At 39.9% G+C, this 18,083-nt stretch carries 16 protein-coding genes and 1 tRNA gene; 10 read left to right on the plus strand and 7 right to left on the minus strand.

Going from position 1 to position 18,083, the window contains the following annotated elements; translation table 11 throughout:
• The first annotated feature begins 112 nt into the window (after positions 1–112).
• Together AAH582_RS09135 and AAH582_RS09140 are read left to right on the plus strand one after the other, a co-directional pair.
• Positions 113–676 (plus strand): hypothetical protein, encoded by a 564-nt coding sequence (locus AAH582_RS09135; protein WP_115048048.1) that lies wholly within the window; start codon positions 113–115, stop codon positions 674–676.
• A gap of 268 nt (positions 677–944) precedes the next feature.
• Positions 945–1,871 (plus strand): polysaccharide deacetylase family protein, encoded by a 927-nt coding sequence (locus tag AAH582_RS09140; protein WP_343321902.1) that lies wholly within the window; start codon positions 945–947, stop codon positions 1,869–1,871.
• Positions 1,872–1,956: 85 nt separating this feature from the next.
• On the opposite strand, the gene AAH582_RS09145 is transcribed toward AAH582_RS09140, so the two are convergent.
• A complete protein-coding gene (locus AAH582_RS09145; protein WP_046675805.1) occupies positions 1,957–2,538 on the minus strand; it encodes a PhnA domain-containing protein in 582 nt (193 codons plus the stop codon).
• A 278-nt stretch (positions 2,539–2,816) separates the two neighbouring features.
• Here AAH582_RS09145 and ypfJ point away from each other — a divergent pair, with 278 nt between their 5' ends.
• On the plus strand, positions 2,817–3,686 hold the full coding sequence (gene ypfJ / locus AAH582_RS09150; RefSeq protein WP_046675806.1) for a KPN_02809 family neutral zinc metallopeptidase: 870 nt from the start codon (positions 2,817–2,819) through the stop codon (positions 3,684–3,686).
• 149 nt (positions 3,687–3,835) lie between these two features.
• On the opposite strand, the gene AAH582_RS09155 is transcribed toward ypfJ, so the two are convergent.
• A complete protein-coding gene (locus AAH582_RS09155) occupies positions 3,836–4,816 on the minus strand; it encodes an acyl transferase (RefSeq protein WP_343321903.1) in 981 nt (326 codons plus the stop codon).
• A gap of 272 nt (positions 4,817–5,088) precedes the next feature.
• On the minus strand, positions 5,089–5,832 hold the full coding sequence (fabG, locus tag AAH582_RS09160) for a 3-oxoacyl-[acyl-carrier-protein] reductase (RefSeq protein ID WP_343321904.1): 744 nt from the start codon (positions 5,830–5,832) through the stop codon (positions 5,089–5,091).
• A gap of 510 nt (positions 5,833–6,342) precedes the next feature.
• Here fabG and AAH582_RS09165 point away from each other — a divergent pair.
• From AAH582_RS09165 to AAH582_RS09175, 3 genes are all read left to right on the plus strand, one after another.
• Positions 6,343–7,842 carry a malate:quinone oxidoreductase gene (locus tag AAH582_RS09165; protein WP_046675809.1) on the plus strand — a complete coding sequence of 500 codons (1,500 nt, stop codon included), beginning with the start codon at positions 6,343–6,345 and terminating at the stop codon, positions 7,840–7,842.
• A gap of 214 nt (positions 7,843–8,056) precedes the next feature.
• A complete protein-coding gene (gene pnuC / locus AAH582_RS09170; RefSeq protein WP_156167728.1) occupies positions 8,057–8,674 on the plus strand; it encodes a nicotinamide riboside transporter PnuC in 618 nt (205 codons plus the stop codon).
• Positions 8,661–9,740 carry an acyl-CoA dehydrogenase gene (locus AAH582_RS09175; protein WP_343321905.1) on the plus strand — a complete coding sequence of 360 codons (1,080 nt, stop codon included), beginning with the start codon at positions 8,661–8,663 and terminating at the stop codon, positions 9,738–9,740. The genes pnuC and AAH582_RS09175 overlap by 14 nt, the downstream gene beginning before the upstream one ends.
• 45 nt (positions 9,741–9,785) lie before the next feature.
• Here AAH582_RS09175 and AAH582_RS09180 read toward each other — a convergent pair.
• A tRNA-Arg gene (locus AAH582_RS09180) sits at positions 9,786–9,857 on the minus strand.
• A 162-nt stretch (positions 9,858–10,019) separates the two neighbouring features.
• On the opposite strand from AAH582_RS09180, the gene AAH582_RS09185 reads away from it, so the two are divergent.
• The gene (locus AAH582_RS09185; protein ID WP_343321906.1) at positions 10,020–10,160 is read left to right on the plus strand and encodes a hypothetical protein; all 141 of its coding nucleotides are present in this window, start codon (positions 10,020–10,022) and stop codon (positions 10,158–10,160) included.
• Here AAH582_RS09185 and xerD read toward each other — a convergent pair.
• A complete protein-coding gene (gene xerD, locus AAH582_RS09190; RefSeq protein WP_343321907.1) occupies positions 10,135–11,037 on the minus strand; it encodes a site-specific tyrosine recombinase XerD in 903 nt (300 codons plus the stop codon). The genes AAH582_RS09185 and xerD overlap by 26 nt on opposite strands.
• 244 nt (positions 11,038–11,281) lie before the next feature.
• Between xerD and AAH582_RS09195 the strand changes: the two genes are divergently transcribed.
• On the plus strand, positions 11,282–14,137 hold the full coding sequence (locus AAH582_RS09195; RefSeq protein ID WP_343321908.1) for a M16 family metallopeptidase: 2,856 nt from the start codon (positions 11,282–11,284) through the stop codon (positions 14,135–14,137).
• Between the two features lie 105 nt (positions 14,138–14,242).
• On the opposite strand, the gene AAH582_RS09200 is transcribed toward AAH582_RS09195, so the two are convergent.
• Positions 14,243–15,103, minus strand: coding sequence for a sigma-70 family RNA polymerase sigma factor (locus AAH582_RS09200; protein WP_028068906.1), 861 nt, complete (start codon positions 15,101–15,103; stop codon positions 14,243–14,245).
• A gap of 389 nt (positions 15,104–15,492) precedes the next feature.
• Here AAH582_RS09200 and AAH582_RS09205 point away from each other — a divergent pair, with 389 nt between their 5' ends.
• Positions 15,493–15,714 carry a helix-turn-helix domain-containing protein gene (locus AAH582_RS09205; protein ID WP_046675813.1) on the plus strand — a complete coding sequence of 74 codons (222 nt, stop codon included), beginning with the start codon at positions 15,493–15,495 and terminating at the stop codon, positions 15,712–15,714.
• On the opposite strand, the gene fmt is transcribed toward AAH582_RS09205, so the two are convergent.
• Positions 15,711–16,628: a methionyl-tRNA formyltransferase gene (gene fmt / locus AAH582_RS09210; protein ID WP_343322354.1), complete on the minus strand. Its 918-nt coding sequence runs from the start codon at positions 16,626–16,628 to the stop codon at positions 15,711–15,713. The genes AAH582_RS09205 and fmt overlap by 4 nt on opposite strands.
• 150 nt (positions 16,629–16,778) lie before the next feature.
• Between fmt and AAH582_RS09215 the strand changes: the two genes are divergently transcribed.
• A complete protein-coding gene (locus AAH582_RS09215) occupies positions 16,779–17,996 on the plus strand; it encodes an ABC transporter permease (protein ID WP_046675815.1) in 1,218 nt (405 codons plus the stop codon).
• The last annotated feature ends 87 nt before the right edge of the window (positions 17,997–18,083 follow it).

Raw genomic sequence — 18,083 nt, forward strand, 5'->3', positions numbered from 1 at the left:
TGAGGTTTTTATTGTTGTGTTAACAAAAATTAACATTTGAACATTAATCTTTTGCATACTGTTTGTTGTCGTATTGTAAAGAAGAAATTACAAACTAAGGGAGGAGCTACTTATGAAAAAATTGTTTTATGCGGCGGCGATTATTGCAGGCCTTTTTACGGCGGGAGCTGCACAGGCGCAAGTGAGTATCAGTGTCAATATTGGAAGTCAGCCTAGTTGGGGACCAGCGGGTTATGATTACGCGCGTTATTATTATATGCCAGAATACAATATGTATTACGATGTACCCGCGAGATGTTACGTTTATTATGATAACGGCGGCTGGATAAGAAGAGCAAGTTTACCGAGACGATATAGACATTACGATTTTTATCGGGTGCATAAAGTAGTAATCAACGATCGCACGCCTTGGCATCATCACGATCGCTACAGAAGCCGTTATGGCGGTTATCGGGGAAGACAGGTCGCCATTCGAGACAGTCATCATGGTGGTGGATATTCATTTGCAAGCGAGCGTCGGGTAAGCCGCGAACATTCATGGGGTGAGCGTCGGGGATACGATAGAGGAAACGACCGCGGTTATGGACGAGGTCGCGAAGGTGGTCATGGGCGTGGCAATGATCAGGGACATGGACACGGGCGAGGTAACGGTCATGGCGGAAGACATCGGGATTAATTGAGTAGCTAAATAACAGAATAAAAAAGGGATCTATATCAACATAGGTTCCTTTTTTTTGGCCGGAAATAACAGCTGGTCTGCTTTCGTAGCGCTGGAGGCATGCGAAATCATGACGCTTTGAGTGCCATGCACAATAAATTAAATAACATAACAGCTTGATTAATGAAAAATATATTAATTTTGCGCAACACGGGACTGAAATCAGCTTATTTTAGATGATTTTGAGTATTTGTGAAATAATTGTGATGGTAAGTTAATTTTTGTAATGAGAAAAGTAGTTAATTCGGGTGTTGTATGGGTAGGGTTAAGTATATCTATTTTGGGATTTTACTCCTGCAATCAAAGTGGGACAAATAAGGTGCAAAATGTGGGGGCTGTTGACTCTATGCTACCAAAAAAGGATAGCTTGCTGGCTGTGCAGGATTCAATAAGTAAAGTAGATTCCCTACGGAAAGACACCATTACAAAAATGGAAGAAGATGTGGACTATAAAGGAGCTAAAGATACAACGGCATTGTTGACTGATACTGTTTCTCCACGTTATATTTATCTCACTTTTGACGATGGACCCTTAAATGGAAGTCAGCACCTTGATTCCATTGCGACAGCAAAAGGCATTAAAATCAATGCTTTTCTGATTGGTAATCATGACAAGATGAGTAAGAAGTTACACGGCTTTACAGAACGTTATAAAAATAATCCATTAGTAGATTGTTACAACCACAGTTACTGGCATGCACATAATAAGTACAGTACGTTCTATTCGAATGCGCAGACGGCCTTTGAAGATTTTGAACTTGCTGAGCAATCGCTGGGCTTAACACATAAGATAGTGCGGCTGCCGGGACGAAATATCTGGTATATCGGAGACCGCAAAAAGGTTGATTTGAAAAGTGGGGCTTCGACGGCCGAGCTACTACACCAAAATGGTTATAAAGTAATTGGTTGGGATTGTGAGTGGAAGATTAATGGTGTTACAGGGAAACCGGACCTGTCGGTGAATCAATTGTATACCCAAATGAAGAATTTACTCCGCAAAGGTACGTCTTATACAAAGAACAATGTTGTGCTCTTGACACATGACAATATGTACCAAACGAAAAAAGGGCAGCGGCTATTATCGGACTTGATCGATAGTCTCAAACAACATCCAAACTATCGTTTCGAATTTGTGCGGAATTATCCGCAATAGTGGCAACTAGTATCTATTTAAATAATTAAGGCTTAAACGGGAGTTCCCCAGTTTAAGCCTTAATTATTTAGACGAAAAGTCTATCTTAATTTTGTTTACGGAGATATTTGGTCAGAATCACGATGGTTTGACCTTCAATCTTTCCTTCAATTTGTTCGATATTGTCTGCTACAAGTCGAATATTCTTAACCACGGTACCTAAAGTCGCTTTTAAAGAGGAGCCTTTCACATCAAGCGTTTTTGTTAGAACAACAGTGTCGCCCTCCAATAGTCGTTGCCCGATGCTATCTTCATGAAATGAAACATAGCCGTCATTTTCATGGTCTCCAGTTTTCTTAGCTTCAGCTAGTGTCTCATCGTCTAAATATAGAATATCCAATGCTTCAGACGCCCAACCTTCATTTTTTAGTCGGTTTAACATACGCCAGCATACAATTTGTACCGATGGGTTCTCGGACCACATCGCATTTGGAAGGAATTTCCAATCGTCCGGATTTAATTGCTCCGTTTTGTTGAGCTGATTGACCAATGTTTCTGAAATCAGTAAAGTATTGTCCAAATTTGATGTTATTTCCGGTGGTAATGTATAAGCAATTAAAGTGGCATCTTCGCCTGTCAGCTCACATTTTCCGCCAGCTCTCGCTTGTAATTGTTCTTCTAATTTCATGTCAGTTTTTTTGAAAGCCCAAACTTAGCCAAATTTGTTTTGATGTACAATGACGAATATCACGACTGAGGGAATAACTCCTGTTTTTGTCCCTTTAAAGCATTGTTTTTGCTGATGACTATCTTTTCTTACCGGTAAATTTGTGATATGAGCGAGCTATGATGTAAATTGTAGCGTGAGTTTTTTATTCAAATAAATCTACTTCATGTAGAACATTGGTACCGAATTTGTGTTTAACCAACATTAGAAAAGATTATTAACTGTAATATAGAAATACTATGAAATGGCAAGGAGGAAAGCAAAGTGGTAATTTTGAAGACCGTCGCGGAATGTCGGGTGGTGGAAAAATTGCTTTAGGAGGAATTGGTGGAATTATTGTTTTGGTCATTGGATTTTTGATGGGTGGAGATCCGATGCAACTCTTACAGCAAGCCCAAAATATGGGGGCCCAGACAGAACAGTCGGGGCAACCACGTGAACTGAATCCTGAAGAAAAAAGGCTAACCGAATTCTCCTTGACTGTACTCCAAAGTACAGAGGATGTCTGGACTAAGCTGTTTAAAGAGCAGATGCAGAAGAGTTATACGCCTACTACCCTTGTTTTTTATGATGGTGGTACACAAACGGATGGTTGTGGCATGGGACAGGCCTCTTACGGGCCTTTTTATTGTCCTGGCGACCAAAAGATTTATCTGGATCTGAGCTTTAGTAAAGAACTGTCGGATAAATTCGGGGCAAAGGGAGAGTTCGCCATGGCGTATGTAATTGCCCATGAGGTTGGACACCATATCCAACAGTTGGTGGGTTTATTACCAAAGACCAATCAGGCCCGTGGGCAAATGAGTGAACGTGAAAATAATCGGATCTCTGTGATGACCGAACTACAAGCCGATTTTTATGCCGGAGTATGGGCGCATTATCTCAATGAATATACCGATATAAAAATCGATTACAATGACATTATGGACGGTATGAAAGCCGCCGAAGCAGTGGGAGATGATAAATTACAGACAGAAGCACAGGGCTATGCTGTTCCTGAATCATTTACGCATGGTACGTCCGCTCAACGTATGGAATGGTTTAAAAAGGGATATGATTCGGGGGATATGCGATCGGGCAATACCTTTGAAGATCCGAGCCTGAAATAAAGATCATATTTCGAATGAAAAAACACCTGTTCACACATCATGAACAGGTGTTTTAATTTAATTGCCCTATGTGTTTCACCACCTACGCTTTCATTTATTTGGGAATATAAAGAATCATCACAAAACCCGTGCTGAATCATGTTGGATCATTATTGAACCAACAAATTACATCCCCTGATATCACTTTGGTCAAAACGTCCTAATATTTCAAAAGATCCATCCGGATATACTTTACCCAAATCCTGCGTGGCTATAAATGAACACGAGTAACGATTTGCAAGGTCGATAACGTTGATACCACCAGTTTTATTCATGGGAATTAGGCTCAATGGATCATTGGTGTCGCGAATCAAGATTTTCATCCATTTGGGAAAATGGAAAATTCCCTGACCTGAAGAATAACCTTGTGAGAGTAATTCTGTCATGCCATATTCCGAATGGATTCCATGGACGGAAAAGGCTTCTTCCAGGAGTTTATGGATTTCCTGTTTGACCATTTCCTTACGCTTACCTTTCATTCCGCCAGTTTCCATAATAATCAGTTCAGGAAATTCAAAAGCGTATTGTTCAATGAAGTCGAGTAGGGCGTACGTTACGCCGAAAAGGATTGTTTTTGTGCCTTTATTTTTGAGCGCCACAAGTGTATCGTAAAGCTCTTGGTGGTTATAGAGAAAATAATTGCTTTCAGGTTGCTCACTTTGCTTCATGAGATCATCAATCATGTAGATTAAAGATGAACCACTTCTTTCGAGGTATGAGGGTAGAAGGGCAAGTACGGCAATATTGCTTAGTGGACCATAGAAGTCTTCAAAAATACGACGGAAAGTGCGTTCGTAAATACGGAGGTCAGCGACTAAATGTTTTGAGGTGACCATACCCGTTGTACCCGAACTCGAGAATACGATTTCAGCCTCCATTCCTTCAGCAATAACCTGTTGCGTCTTAAAAAATTCAATAGGCATAAAAGGAATATCCGTATAGTGCTGAATAAGGTCTTTTTCTCTGCCGAGGAGTTTGATATAGTCACGATAAACCTTACAATGCTGGCTTTGGAATCGGTAGGTATCTAAACAATGCTGATTAAAATCATCTTCGGTTTTAATTTCAAAAAAATCCTTCCAGTTCGCCATAGCATTTAAATTTGATCGACAAAATTAACGAAAATTTGTAAATATTGGAGGCGATCTATAGATTCCTTCTTATCAGAAGCCTATTGAAGATATTTGGTATTATTAACAATACGGGCATTTGGAGACAGAGAATTCTATAAACAGAAGGAGAAGTAGAGTGTCTTTGTCCAGTATAACCGGAATAGAGGGGATAGATTAGGATAGGTCGTGAAGTATAACTAGAGAACAGGCTAAGGTCAAGGTAAGAAAACTTGACCTTAGCCTGTTATATTTTATAACATACCACCATCAACAGGAAGAACCTGTCCGGTTACGTATGCCGATAAGTCAGATGCTAAATAAAGACATGCATTGGCAACATCTTCTGGTTGGCCAGCACGTTTCAATGGAATTCCAGCTTCCCATCCTGTCACAACTTTAGGATCCAGTACATCTGTCATTTCGGTACGTATAAAGCCTGGAGCAACTACGTTTGCACGGATATTACGAGAACCTAATTCTTTAGCGACAGATTTTGTGAACCCAATGATACCAGCTTTTGATGCAGCATAATTTGCCTGACCAGCATTTCCCTGAACACCAACAACGGATGACATATTGATAAATGAACCCTTACGGTTTTTCATCATAATTTTCGAAGCAGCTTTTGTAACGTTAAAAACAGATTTTAAGTTGACATTTAATACATCATCCCAATTCTCTTCAGTCATACGCATTAATAAGCCGTCTTTTGTGATGCCGGCATTGTTGACAACGATATCCAATCCGCCAAAGTCAGCAACGATCGCGTTGATTAATTGTTCTGCTTCTTCAAATTTTGAAGCATCAGAGCGATACCCAATTACTTTGGTGCCGAACGCTTGAAGCTCCTGTTCAAGTGCCTGTCCTTTTTCGACAGAAGAAAGATACGTAAAAGCGACGTTAGCACCATGTTGTGCAAACACTTCTGCAATTTTCCTTCCGATTCCTTTTGATGCTCCTGTTACTAAAGCAATTTTTCCTTCAAGTATTTTCATCTGTATAAGTTATTTGTTCTTCCATTATTCACGCCAAGGCATTTATGGCCATTTTCCACGCGCTGTCTTTCGTTCACAGTCCGTTTGTTCTTGGAATTCAAGACGATATATGAACTCGTTTCCGTTTGGTTTATCTTGGTTATGCCACAGTTCCTGTGTTTTCCCGATGCCGTCGTATGAGCGAATACATGATCTTTTTTTAGCTACTGTATACGCTATTGCCCGTCGATGTTCTGCAAAAATGTTAAAACTATATTATAACACAAAATCTTTCGATAAATAACGGGTTAAAATAGAAAAACATTGTGTGCTGACCTGGTGTTTATCTTGGAGTAGGGGAGTGTTTTTAATAAACAATTTTAGAATTTTACGGTAAGCGATCGCTCACTTAGGATTATTTTAATAAATCAATGGTATTTTTGAATAAGTGGTTCTAAAAAGTACAGTTTTTTGACAAAAGACTTGGACGTTTACCAAAAACTATATTAAATTTGCATCAATCACAAAAACATGAGCAAAAAATCAAATAAAGAAGTTGACGTTGTTCTAATCGGCGCCGGTATTATGAGTGCTACTTTGGGTACTCTAATCAATGAATTAAGCCCAGACATTAATATTGAAATTCTTGAGCGTTTGGATGTTGTGGCTGCTGAAAGTTCTGACGCATGGAATAATGCTGGCACGGGTCACTCTGCTTTATGCGAGTTGAATTATACCCCCGAACAGAAAGATGGTTCTGTCAAGATTGATAAAGCAGTGAAAATTGCCGAGCAATTTGAAGTGTCTAAGCAATTCTGGTCCTATCTTGTTGATAAAGGCATTATTGCACAACCTGAAAATTTTATCCGTAGCATTCCACACATGAGTGCGGTTTTTGGTGAAAAAGACGCTAAATTTCTAAAAACAAGATGGGAAACGTTGACGACCCAAAATTTGTTTAAGGGAATGGAGTATACGGAAGATACAACATTATTGAAATCATGGATTCCATTAATGATGGAAGGACGTGCGGCAGACGAAAAAATCGCTGCAACAAAAATGGATCTCGGTACGGATGTGAACTTTGGTTCATTGACGCGTGATTTGATCGCAAATCTTGAAAATAAAGAAAATATTTCGATTTCCTTAAACCACGAAGTAATTGACATCGATCGTGAAGACGATGGTCGTTGGGAAGTGGAAGTCAAAGATTTAAAGACAGGAAAGAAGAGAGAAATCAAAGCAAAATTTGTATTCATTGGTGCCGGTGGTCACTCCTTGTTATTGTTGGAAAAATCCGGCATACCAGAAGCAAAAGGTTATGGTGGATTCCCGGTGGGAGGCCAATGGCTACGTTGTGTGAATGAAGAGATCATTAATACACACCATGCGAAAGTATATGGTAAAGCTTCTGTCGGTGCGCCGCCAATGTCGGTACCGCACTTGGATACACGTTATATTGATGGCAAGCAAGCCTTATTGTTTGGACCTTATGCAGGCTTCTCAACGAAGTTCTTAAAACAGGGGTCTTACTTCGATTTACCGGCTTCTATCAAATTGTCTAATATCCGTCCGATGTTATCAGCCGGACTTGATAATTTACCTTTGACGAAGTATCTTATTACTGAAGTCATGAAGTCACCTAAAGATAAACTGGAGTCCTTAAAACAATTTATGCCTACAGCTAAATTGGAAGATTGGGTCATTGAAAAAGCAGGGCAACGTGTTCAGGTCATCAAAAAAGATGAAAAGAAAGGTGGAATTTTGGAATTCGGTACAGAGGTAGTGTCTAGTGCCGATGGTTCTATTGCTGCGCTATTAGGAGCGTCTCCTGGGGCTTCCACTTCTGTTGCTATTATGATCAGCCTGTTGAAGAAATGTTTTCCTGAACGTGCCAAATCAGATGAATACCGTAAAAAACTACGTGAGATGATTCCTTCGCATGGGAAATCATTGAACGACGATGCGCAACTTTGTAAAGAAACGCGTACGCGTACGCACAAAGCGTTGAAATTGATTGCTATAGAATAATCAATTCGACCGAAAATATACTTATGGGGTGCTTGGAATGACCGTGGTCATTCTCGGCTGAGATTATACCCAATAGAAGCGATTGTACCTCCTTGTACAATCGCTTTTATATACCTGATCCAGGTAATGCTGGCGTAGGGATTTAATTTCAATCAAAATAGCCGTTTCTCTCCCATAGGTTTATTATGAATGACACGAAATAATAAACAAGGCGATGACTTCTGAAACAATTCTCGAAGCTTTTATAAAACAGATTCAACAGGCCACCATTGCGGAATGGCTAGGGGTATCCTTTGGTGTTTTACAAGTTTGGTTTTCCCGGCAAAATAAATCCATCAATTACATTTTTGGGATTATTGGGATCTTAATTTCTGTATACGTATTATTCCATGCGAAACTATATGCCGAAATATTGCTACATCTCTATTATTTGATCATGAGCATCTATGGCTGGATCTATTGGAAATATAGTCGTGACGTAGCTACGCCCATAACACACTGTGAGCCGAAAGAATGGTGGATAGTCGGGGGAATTTGTGCCGCCGGTTTTCTCTTGTTTTATTTCGGATTGGTACACTTAACAGATTCTGATGTACCGCTTTGGGATTCTGCAGTTTCCTGTACAGCTTGGGCAGGGATGTGGTTATTGGCAAAGCGGAAGATAGAAAACTGGATATTGTTGAATATCAGTAATCTGATGGCAATTCCTTTACTGATCCATAAAGGGCTGTTTCTTTATTCGGGCTTGACGTTATTTTTATTTGTTATGGCATTTAGTGGGTATTTTAATTGGAGGAGAATAATACGTGAAGAAAGATATGCAATTCAATAGCGAAGATATCGCTATACTGAAAGATAATCAGGCAAAAGGAATTCAGCAGAAAACGTTGTCAGATGGACAATTGCAGCTGATTTACCGTCGGAAGTGGTTTAAGATTTGGGTTCCCCGTGCATTAGGTGGATTGGGGTTAAGTGTACCTGAAGGACTCAGTTTATTGGCTGAGCTGGCTTATTGGGATGGGGGATTAGCCTGGACAGTCACGTTATGTTCAGGAGCAAATCTGTTTGTCGGTTTTATTGATCCCCTTATAGGAAATCAAATTTTCGAAACGGATCGGGTTTGTTTCGGGGGTAGTGGACAGGCATCAGGGACTGCTACGCGTGAAGGGGACCACTATCGACTCCGTGGTTTCTGGAGATATGCTACCGGAGCGCCACATTTAACGCACTTCACATTAAATGCCGCAATTCAGGAGGCGGGAAAACCCGTATTGGATGAAAACGGTGAACCACTGATCAAGTCATTTTTTGTCGATCGGGATCATGTACTGATTCACTATGATTGGGATACATTTGGATTGGAGGCTACGGCTTCGCATTCTTTTTCACTTGAAGACATTCTTGTCGATGGTAGGCAGTCTTTTGAGATTGATGCGGCAAAAAGTGCACGTGGCGAGCCGTTGTACCAATATCCCTTTATGCCTTTTGCAGAATTGACTTTATTGGCAAACTTTATGGGCATGCACAAACGCTTTCTGGATCTGGTTGAAAAACTGTTTGTAATGAAAGGCAATCAATCTAAATGGGAAAAGTCTGAAAGTAAGGCTGCGTTTAGGTTGCTGGATGACCTTCAGCAGGATTATGCCAATCGGAGGGAAGCCATCATGAATTTGGCCGCTCTTTCTTGGGTAAATCTTCACGATGGCAATGATAATGCCGCGATTTATGAACAGATAGGGATACAAAGCCGGGATTTTGTGGAATCTATTTTGACAAATACAATACGACTCTATCCACATACCGGAATTTCAGGGGCAGCCCTTGGTCATGAAATCAATATCATCTTCCGGAATATTTTTACGGCTTCGCAACACAAGTTATTGCAAAAGAGCTTCTAAACAACAAAGACTATCCTAGGATAGTCTTTGTTGTTAAATAGGATGTGTTCCCGGCGGGGGTCGAACCCACATCGTCAGAACCGGAATCTGAAATTCTATCCATTGAACTACGGGAACGTCTCGCAAAGATATACTATTTTCTAGATCTTACAAACAATCTTTGTGATAAAATTATATCTTTTAGCAATCAATTTTTAAGGCATCTTATCGTCAGTATTTTAGCGTTTAGCTTTCGTCAATTCTCTATTTTTTTTACGTCAATGCTAATAGTTTCCATATATGCTTAGCATCGGGCGGGCCATGTGGAATGAGAGTTGGCTAGCACGATTGCCCCTGAATAAAGCAGTACAGTTCATTTGGATGGCCGAGCTGGCAAAAGGTGATCGGACATTCATCACGACCGTGGATGATATTGCGTAATAATGGAATGAAGGTAGTCCCTATCGATGTGTGTGTATATTTCGGTCGTAGTAATACTTTCATGACCGAGCATATCCTGTACAGCTCTTAAGTCGGCACCACCTTCCACCAGATGTGACGCAAAGCTATGTCTAAAGGTATGTGGGCTGATGGTTTTTTGTAAACCAATTTTTAAGGCAAGTTCTTTGATGATCAAGAAGATCATGACCCGGGATAATGCGGCGCCTCTTCTGTTGAGGAATACAATATCTTCATTTCCGGCCTTAATCTTGATATGAGGTCTGATTGTTTCTAAATAGATGCGAAGGTGTTTAATGGCGTGTTGACCAATTGGAATGAGGCGTTCTTTGCTTCCCTTACCCTCAACTTTGATAAATTCGACGTCTAAAAAAAGGTTTGATATTTTGAGTGTGACAAGTTCGGAAACACGGAGACCACATCCGTATAAGATTTCGATGATCGTTTTATTACGCTCACCCTCGGGTGAAGAGAGATCGATTGCCGCGATCAATTGGTCAATCTCATGTATGCTCAAAACGCTGGGCAGCTTGCGTGCCAAGCGTGGTGCCTGAAGAAGGTCTGTCGGATTGTTGACTAATTCATGCTCGATCATCAAAAAGTTAAAGAAAGTCTTCAGACCAGATATCAGCCGGGATTGTGTGAAGGGTGAAATATTAAACTCCTGCAACCAAGCCAAAAACTCCTGTATGTTCTTTCTCGTGACGGTATTTAAAACCAAATGATTGTCTTCGCAGTAGATCTGAAATTTGGATACGTCATTTAAGTAAGCATCAATTGAATTAACGCTTAAGCCTCTTTCGAACTTTAAGAATTGTTCGAATTCTTTTTTTATATCACTCCAGTTTTCAAAATCCATTTGCAACAAAATTACAATTAACTGTTGTTCTTTTCGAAAGTTATTCTGTATTTTTAAGTGGAATTTTTACAGATTATAAGTAATACAAAGAGACGTTCCCTTATAGCGGGTCCCGATTCCTCCTTGGATAATGAAAAAAGTATTAATCTGTATTTTACGATTTATCGGGACAATTGATCTCCTGTTCCGTTTACCCTAATATAAAACAATTAGCAAAAATAACTGAAAAAAGACATTTTTTTGTATGAAATTCATTAAACCACTCGCATTAGCTTTTCTATTACCGGCTACGTTCTATATAGCAGAAGCAAAAATGCCAACCACGTTAACTGCGGAAGCGCGCGCGATTCTATCCCAAGATAGTTTGGCCCTGAATCAAAAATTACCCTTCGACAATGAAGTCGTCACAGGGAAACTGAAAAATGGATTTACATACTTTATTCGTAAAAATAGCGAACCTAAAGGTCGTGTTACCATGTATCTGGGCATGAAGGCCGGCTCTATTCTGGAAAATGAAAAACAGCTCGGTCTGGCACATTTTTTAGAGCATATGAACTTCAATGGCCTGAAGCACTTTCCAAAGAATGAATTGGTTAACTACCTGCAGAAAGCGGGTGTTCGATTTGGATCGGACCTCAATGCCTATACCAGCTTTGACCAGACCGTTTATCAGCTACCCATTCCTTCTGACGATCCTGAACTTTTAAAAAATGGTTTGCAGGTGATGCGCGATTGGGCTCAGGACGCTTTGTTGGATGGCGAAGAAATTGATAAAGAACGGGGTGTTATCCTCGAAGAAAAACGAGGTGGAAGAGGAGTACAGCAGCGTTTACAGGATCAGTACTTTCCGATGTTGCTCAATGGTTCCCTTTACTCCAAACGTTTGCCGATCGGAACGGAACAGATACTGAAAACATTTCCCTACACAGAAATACGCAAATTCCATGAAGACTGGTATCGCCCGGATTTACAGGCCCTGATCATCGTTGGAGATATTGATCCCAAGGAAATGGAAGAAAGGGTGAAAGTATTGTTTTCCGATATGAAAATGCCCAAAAAAGCGTTGGAGCGTAAAAAATATCGTGTCGATCTGTTAAACAAGAACCAGTTCTTGGCTATTTCAGATCCGGAACTGCCCTACACTGTTGCACAGATTTTGATCAAAAGCGAAAAAGAAAAGGTTTCCACGGTAGGAGATTACAGAAACGAGCTGTTGAAGAATGTGTTCAATCAGATGATCGCGGGTCGTTTTTCTGAATTGATGCAACAACCGAACCCTCCTTTTATGCAGGCAGGTGGAAGTATCAGCGATTTTGTTGCTAACCTTAATACTTTTTCATTGTTGGTAGTGCCTAAACCAGGCGAGTTGGAATCCGGATTTAAAGCGATGTTAACCGAATTTGAGCGCATTCAAAAATACGGTTTTACACAGACGGAGTTGGATCGGGCCATCGCCGATATGAAAAAGGGTAACGAGATGTCTTTTATCGAGCGTGATAAAAAGAAATCGGATAGCTATGTAAACCGTTATCTCAATTATTTTATTGATGATGAACCGGCTTTAAGTAATGAAAACGCTTATCGTTTGACTAAACAGTTGTTACCAACGTTGAAACTGTCGGAAGTGAATGGTTTGGTGAAAAAATATTATACCGATCTGAACCGCGATGTTTTAGTTATGGGGCCAGAAAAGGATAAGGCCAACTTACCCGCTGAGTCCACCGTGATGGGTTGGGTGAAGGCAGTGGAAGAGAGCCCCGTGACAGCATATGAAGATAAAGTTTCCAATCTTCCCTTGCTTTCAAAAGAGCCCGTAAAAGGCACTGTTGTATCGTCAAAAAGTATTGACGCCGTTCAAGCGAAAGAATTGACCTTAAGCAATGGTGTGAAAGTAATCCTAAAGCCTACGGACTTTAAAAATGATGAGATACAGATTATGGCGTATAGTCCGGGTGGAACATCAGGCTATAGTGATGCAGATTACTTCTCAGCCTCCAATGCATCTTCTTTAATTGATGCGAGCGGTGTTGGACAAATGAACAACGTTGAGCTTACGAAGTATCTCTCAGGAAAAGATGTTTCGATCTCTCCGTATATCTCCGAACGTTATGAAGGTATTTCAGGTAGCACAGATAAAGAAGGCTTGAAGAATGCTTTTGAATTGATTTATGGTTATTTTACCGAGCCTCGATTGGATCAGGATATTTTCCAGAGTACCATGACCCGGGCAAAAGGATCTTTGGAAAATAGATTGAGCAATCCAAATAATGTATTCTCGGATAAAGTGAAAGAAGTGCTTTATGGCAACAATATCCGCCGGCAAAATCCAACGGTAGAAACGATCAATAAAATTGATCGGGAGCGTGCTTTGACAATTTACAAAGAACGATTTGCTGATGCTTCGGATTTTGTATTCACAATCGTGGGGTCATTTGACGAGAATCAGATCAAGCCTTATTTAGAAACCTACCTGGCTTCGTTGCCGGCCCTTAAAAGAGGCGAGACCTATAAGGATTTAAATATCCTAGAGCCGAGCAAGGGCGAGCGCGTGGTTGTTCATAAGGGCAAAGAAGAAAAAGCAAGTACGCAATTGGCTTACTATGGGGATTATTCCTATAATGAAACTGAAAATGTCAATATGGAAGCCTTGGAGAGTGTCTTGACGATCAAATTATTGGAAAGACTCCGTGAAAAAGAAGGTGGAGTTTATGGTGTGGGCGCTCGGGCGAGTTTCAGTAAGCTGCCAAAAGCACGTTATGCTTTTTCCATTGGTTTTGGTTCGGCAGTAGATAAGGCTGATGCCCTAATCGCTTCGGCCTTGGATGAAGTCAAGAAGATTCAGGAAAAAGGCCCTGAAAATGGAGATATCGAAAAGTTCCTAGCAGAACAACAGCGACAAAATGAGTTGAATCTTCGTGAAAATGGTTATTGGCTGAATTATATATCAAGTTCCTATCAGAATGATCTTGATCTTGCACGATATACACGTAGAATAGACAATTTGAAGAAGGTAACTTCGAAGTCGGTGCAGGATGTTGCCGGAAAATATTTGAAAAGAGATCGACTTTTTGAATTTATTTTGATGCCGGATTCTAAATAACAGGAGTCTTGGAAAACAGAAGGGTTGCCTGCGTAGTAGGCAACCCAAAAAAAATCCCAACCATTTCTGATTGGGATTGCCAAAATGTCTAATAAGTATCTCTTGTTAACCCAAATAGGATTTTAAGATTTTGCTTCTTGAAGTGTGTCTCAAACGCTGAAGAGCTTTATCTTTGATCTGACGAACACGCTCACGTGTCAAATTGAATTTTTCTCCGATTTCCTCTAACGACAATTGGTGATTGGAACCTAAGCCAAAGAAAAGTACGATAATTTCACGTTCTCTTTCTGTTAATGTTGCCAATGATCGTTTGATTTCTTCTGACAGAGATTCATCAATCAAAGAACTGTCTGTGTCTGGATCATGGTTCTCCAAAACGTCCAAAAGTGTGTTTTCTTCACCTTGAACAAAGGGAGCATCCATAGATACGTGACGGCCAGAGTTGCTTAGGGTATCCGAAACCTTGTCTACTGTGGTTTCAAGGATATCCGCCAATTCTTCTGGAGACGGTTCCCGTTCGTATTCTTGTTCTAGTTTTGAGAAAGCCTTACTGATTTTGCTCAATGAACCAACCTGGTTCAATGGCAGACGTACGATACGCGATTGTTCAGCAATTGCTTGAAGAATAGATTGGCGAATCCACCAAACGGCATAAGAAATGAATTTAAACCCCTTTGTTTCGTCAAAACGTTTAGCTGCTTTAATTAAGCCCAGGTTTCCTTCATTGATTAAATCACCTAAGGTTAAACCCTGATTTTGATATTGTTTTGCTACTGATACTACGAAACGAAGGTTGGTTTTAGTCAATTTTTCCAAGGCAACTTGATCGCCTTCGCGGATACGCTGTGCTAATTCTACTTCTTCTTCTGCTGTAATTAAGTCTACTTTACCAATTTCGTGTAAGTATTTGTCCAAAGACTGTGACTCACGATTGGTGATAGATTGTGTAATTTTGAGCTGTCTCATTAATTTTTATTAATTCTCCTCTCTAAGAAATGTTTGCGAAAATACGAAAAATTTTTGAATTATTAATGGAAAATTGATTATCTAGCCACTCATATTTAGTGAGTTAGGCTTTTTTGAGTTTCAATTTTTAATCATCAAAAACTATTCCATTCTAATATTTTTTTTCTTCTTATCCATTGCTGTAATATTCAACTGTTTGATATTTAAAGAGCTAAAAGGTTTAATTTTTTTTCTTATTCTAGACAATTTAACTCAACGGTAGCTGATTTACTATGCGCTATGCATTCCTCAAATTTATTTTAAAATGATAATTTTATGATAAAACAAAAAGATGGATCTTTTGTTTTATTAGTGACATTAAATAAATTTAAAAGAATAAAAATTATATTATGCCAATCTTAATTCACTTGGATAAAATAATGAAAGAGAAAAAGATGTCACTTAACCAATTGAGTGACAACGTCGGAATTACCCTTTCCAATCTTTCAATCATCAAGAATCAAAAGGCGAAGGCATTGCGATTAGATACTCTTGAAGCGATATGTAAAGCGCTAGACTGCCAGCCTGGTGATTTGCTGCAATATTATGATGGTGGTGATGAAAAAGGTTAAAATCGATAGCCTTTTAAAAAATCGACTACATTCATCCTTTTCTTGCCTTCAAGCTGAAGGTCAGTAATGACAATATAGCCGTCTTGTGCCGCAATTTTTAAGAAACTTTTCTTATCAGTTTCTATGGTTCCAGGGAGTGTAGCTGTATTGACAAGTTCTTTTTCTGTGCGATAGATTTTTAGGACCTTATCGTTTAAGAGGGTAAATGCCGCTGGGTAAGGGCTTAAACCACGAATGAAGTTATACACCTGCGCAGTGGGCTGATCCCAGTTTATTTTACAGTCTTCTTTGAAAATTTTTGGTGCATGTTTGAGCGGTTCCCCTGTGAGAAGGACCTCTTGAGACTTAGGCTGTAAGGTTCCTGCCTTTAATTGCTGAATCGTTTGAAGGAGGGTTTCTGCCCCAGCTACCATGAGGTTGTCGTGAAGATCGCCGGCGTTATCAGTTTCTTTGATGGCAACTTTTTTCGACAATAAGATGTTTCCCGTATCGATTTCGTGCTGTAGTAAAAATGTCGTTACGCCCGATTCTTTCTCGCCATTGATGATGGCATGATTTATCGGTGCTGCACCCCGATATTGTGGAAGGAGTGAGGCGTGAACGTTGATTGTTCCAAATTTGGGCATATTCCAGACGATCTCAGGGAGCATGCGAAATGCCACCACAACCTGTAGATCAGCCTGAAAACTTTTCAGTTCATCTAAAAATGCTTCATCGCGAAGTTTCACAGGTTGAAGGACGGGAATGTTATGTTGCGTAGCAAATATTTTTACAGCAGACTCCTGTATTTTTTGTCCACGTCCCGCTGGTTTGTCCGGTACCGTAACCACAGCGACAACTTGTTCGCCAGACTGAATCAGCGCTTCAAGAGAAGCTACAGCAAAATCGGGAGTACCCATGAAAATAATACGCATCATAATTGTAATTTTTATAAAACTCTTTAAACCAGCACAGGGGCATCCTCATGGAATAGCCTACTGAAAAACGCCTAATTATTTGTCATTTCAGTTTTGTAAATAACAAATTTTTATAACTTTGCGAAGTTACATAAATATATTGAAAGCTTGAATTTTCCTTATTTTTTAGCAAATCGGATCGCATTTTCTGGAAAAAGAACGTTCTCAAAATTGATCGTTCGGGTGACTATTGGTGCTATTGCTCTTGCCATTGCAGCGATTATTATCTCTATTGCGGTATTGCGCGGATTTAAGGGAGAGATTATCAGTAAACAACGGAGTTTTTTTGCCGATGTATTGGTGTTGCGTTACGACTTAAATAAGTCTTACGAAAATTCACCGATAACGCTTACACCCGAGGTCCGAAAGTCCATATTGGCGATTCCCCAAGTCAGCTCAATCAGTTCCTTTGCGACCAAGGCCGGGATCATCAATGTGAACGACGAGGTTGAAGGCGTGGTTCTCAAGGGTATTGATTCATTGTATAATCAGCAGCCCTTTCAGCGTATGCTGGTGGAAGGGAATATGATAGACTTTAAATCGGATAATGCCGATAATCAGATTTTAGTATCCAAGTATCTCGCTGATCGACTGCTCCTAAAAGTCGGTGACGACTTTATCATGTATTTCGTGCAGGATCCTATACGCAAACGTAAATTTGTCATTAAGGGCATTTTTAATACGGGTTCCGAAGAACTAGATAAGGTTTATGTGATCGGTTCGCTAAACGTCATCCGCAAACTGAGCAACCTCGATGATCATGAAGTAGGGGGCTATGAGATTCGGATTAAAGATTTTAGTCAACTCGAACAGACAACGAATAGGGTGGAAGATCTGTTGCCTATCGATATGCAGGCCATCAATATCAAGGATCAGGTTCCCGATATTTTTCAATGGTTGGAATTGCTGGATATGAATACCAAAATCATTTTTGTCCTGATGACGGTCGTGGCGATTATCAATATGATTTCCGCCTTGCTGATCACCATTCTTGAGCGGACTTCAATGATCGGTATTTTAAAGGCGTTGGGGTATCACAATGCCGGAATTCGCCGCGTCTTCATGTACAGTGCCTTGTACCTGATCGGCCTCGGATTGTTAATCGGTAATCTTATTGGCCTCGGTTTTTACTTTTTTCAGGATTTTACCCATTTCTTTAAATTGGATGAGAAGACCTACTATATCTCCTATGTGGCCGTTCAACTTCAATGGTCTGATGTGATTCTTGTCAATTTGGCGGTTGTGTTTATCGGAATGATCTCTTTATTTATTCCGTCAATGCTTATTACCAAGATTAGTCCGATTAAAGCCATTTCTTTTAAGTAACACTCTTTTTAGGCTTCGCTTTCTTTAAAAAATCGTATTTTTAATGCTGTTAACTATTTTTCGAGCTATATAGAAAAATAAATATTT

The organism is Sphingobacterium multivorum, assembly GCF_039511225.1.
GTDB lineage: Bacteria > Bacteroidota > Bacteroidia > Sphingobacteriales > Sphingobacteriaceae > Sphingobacterium.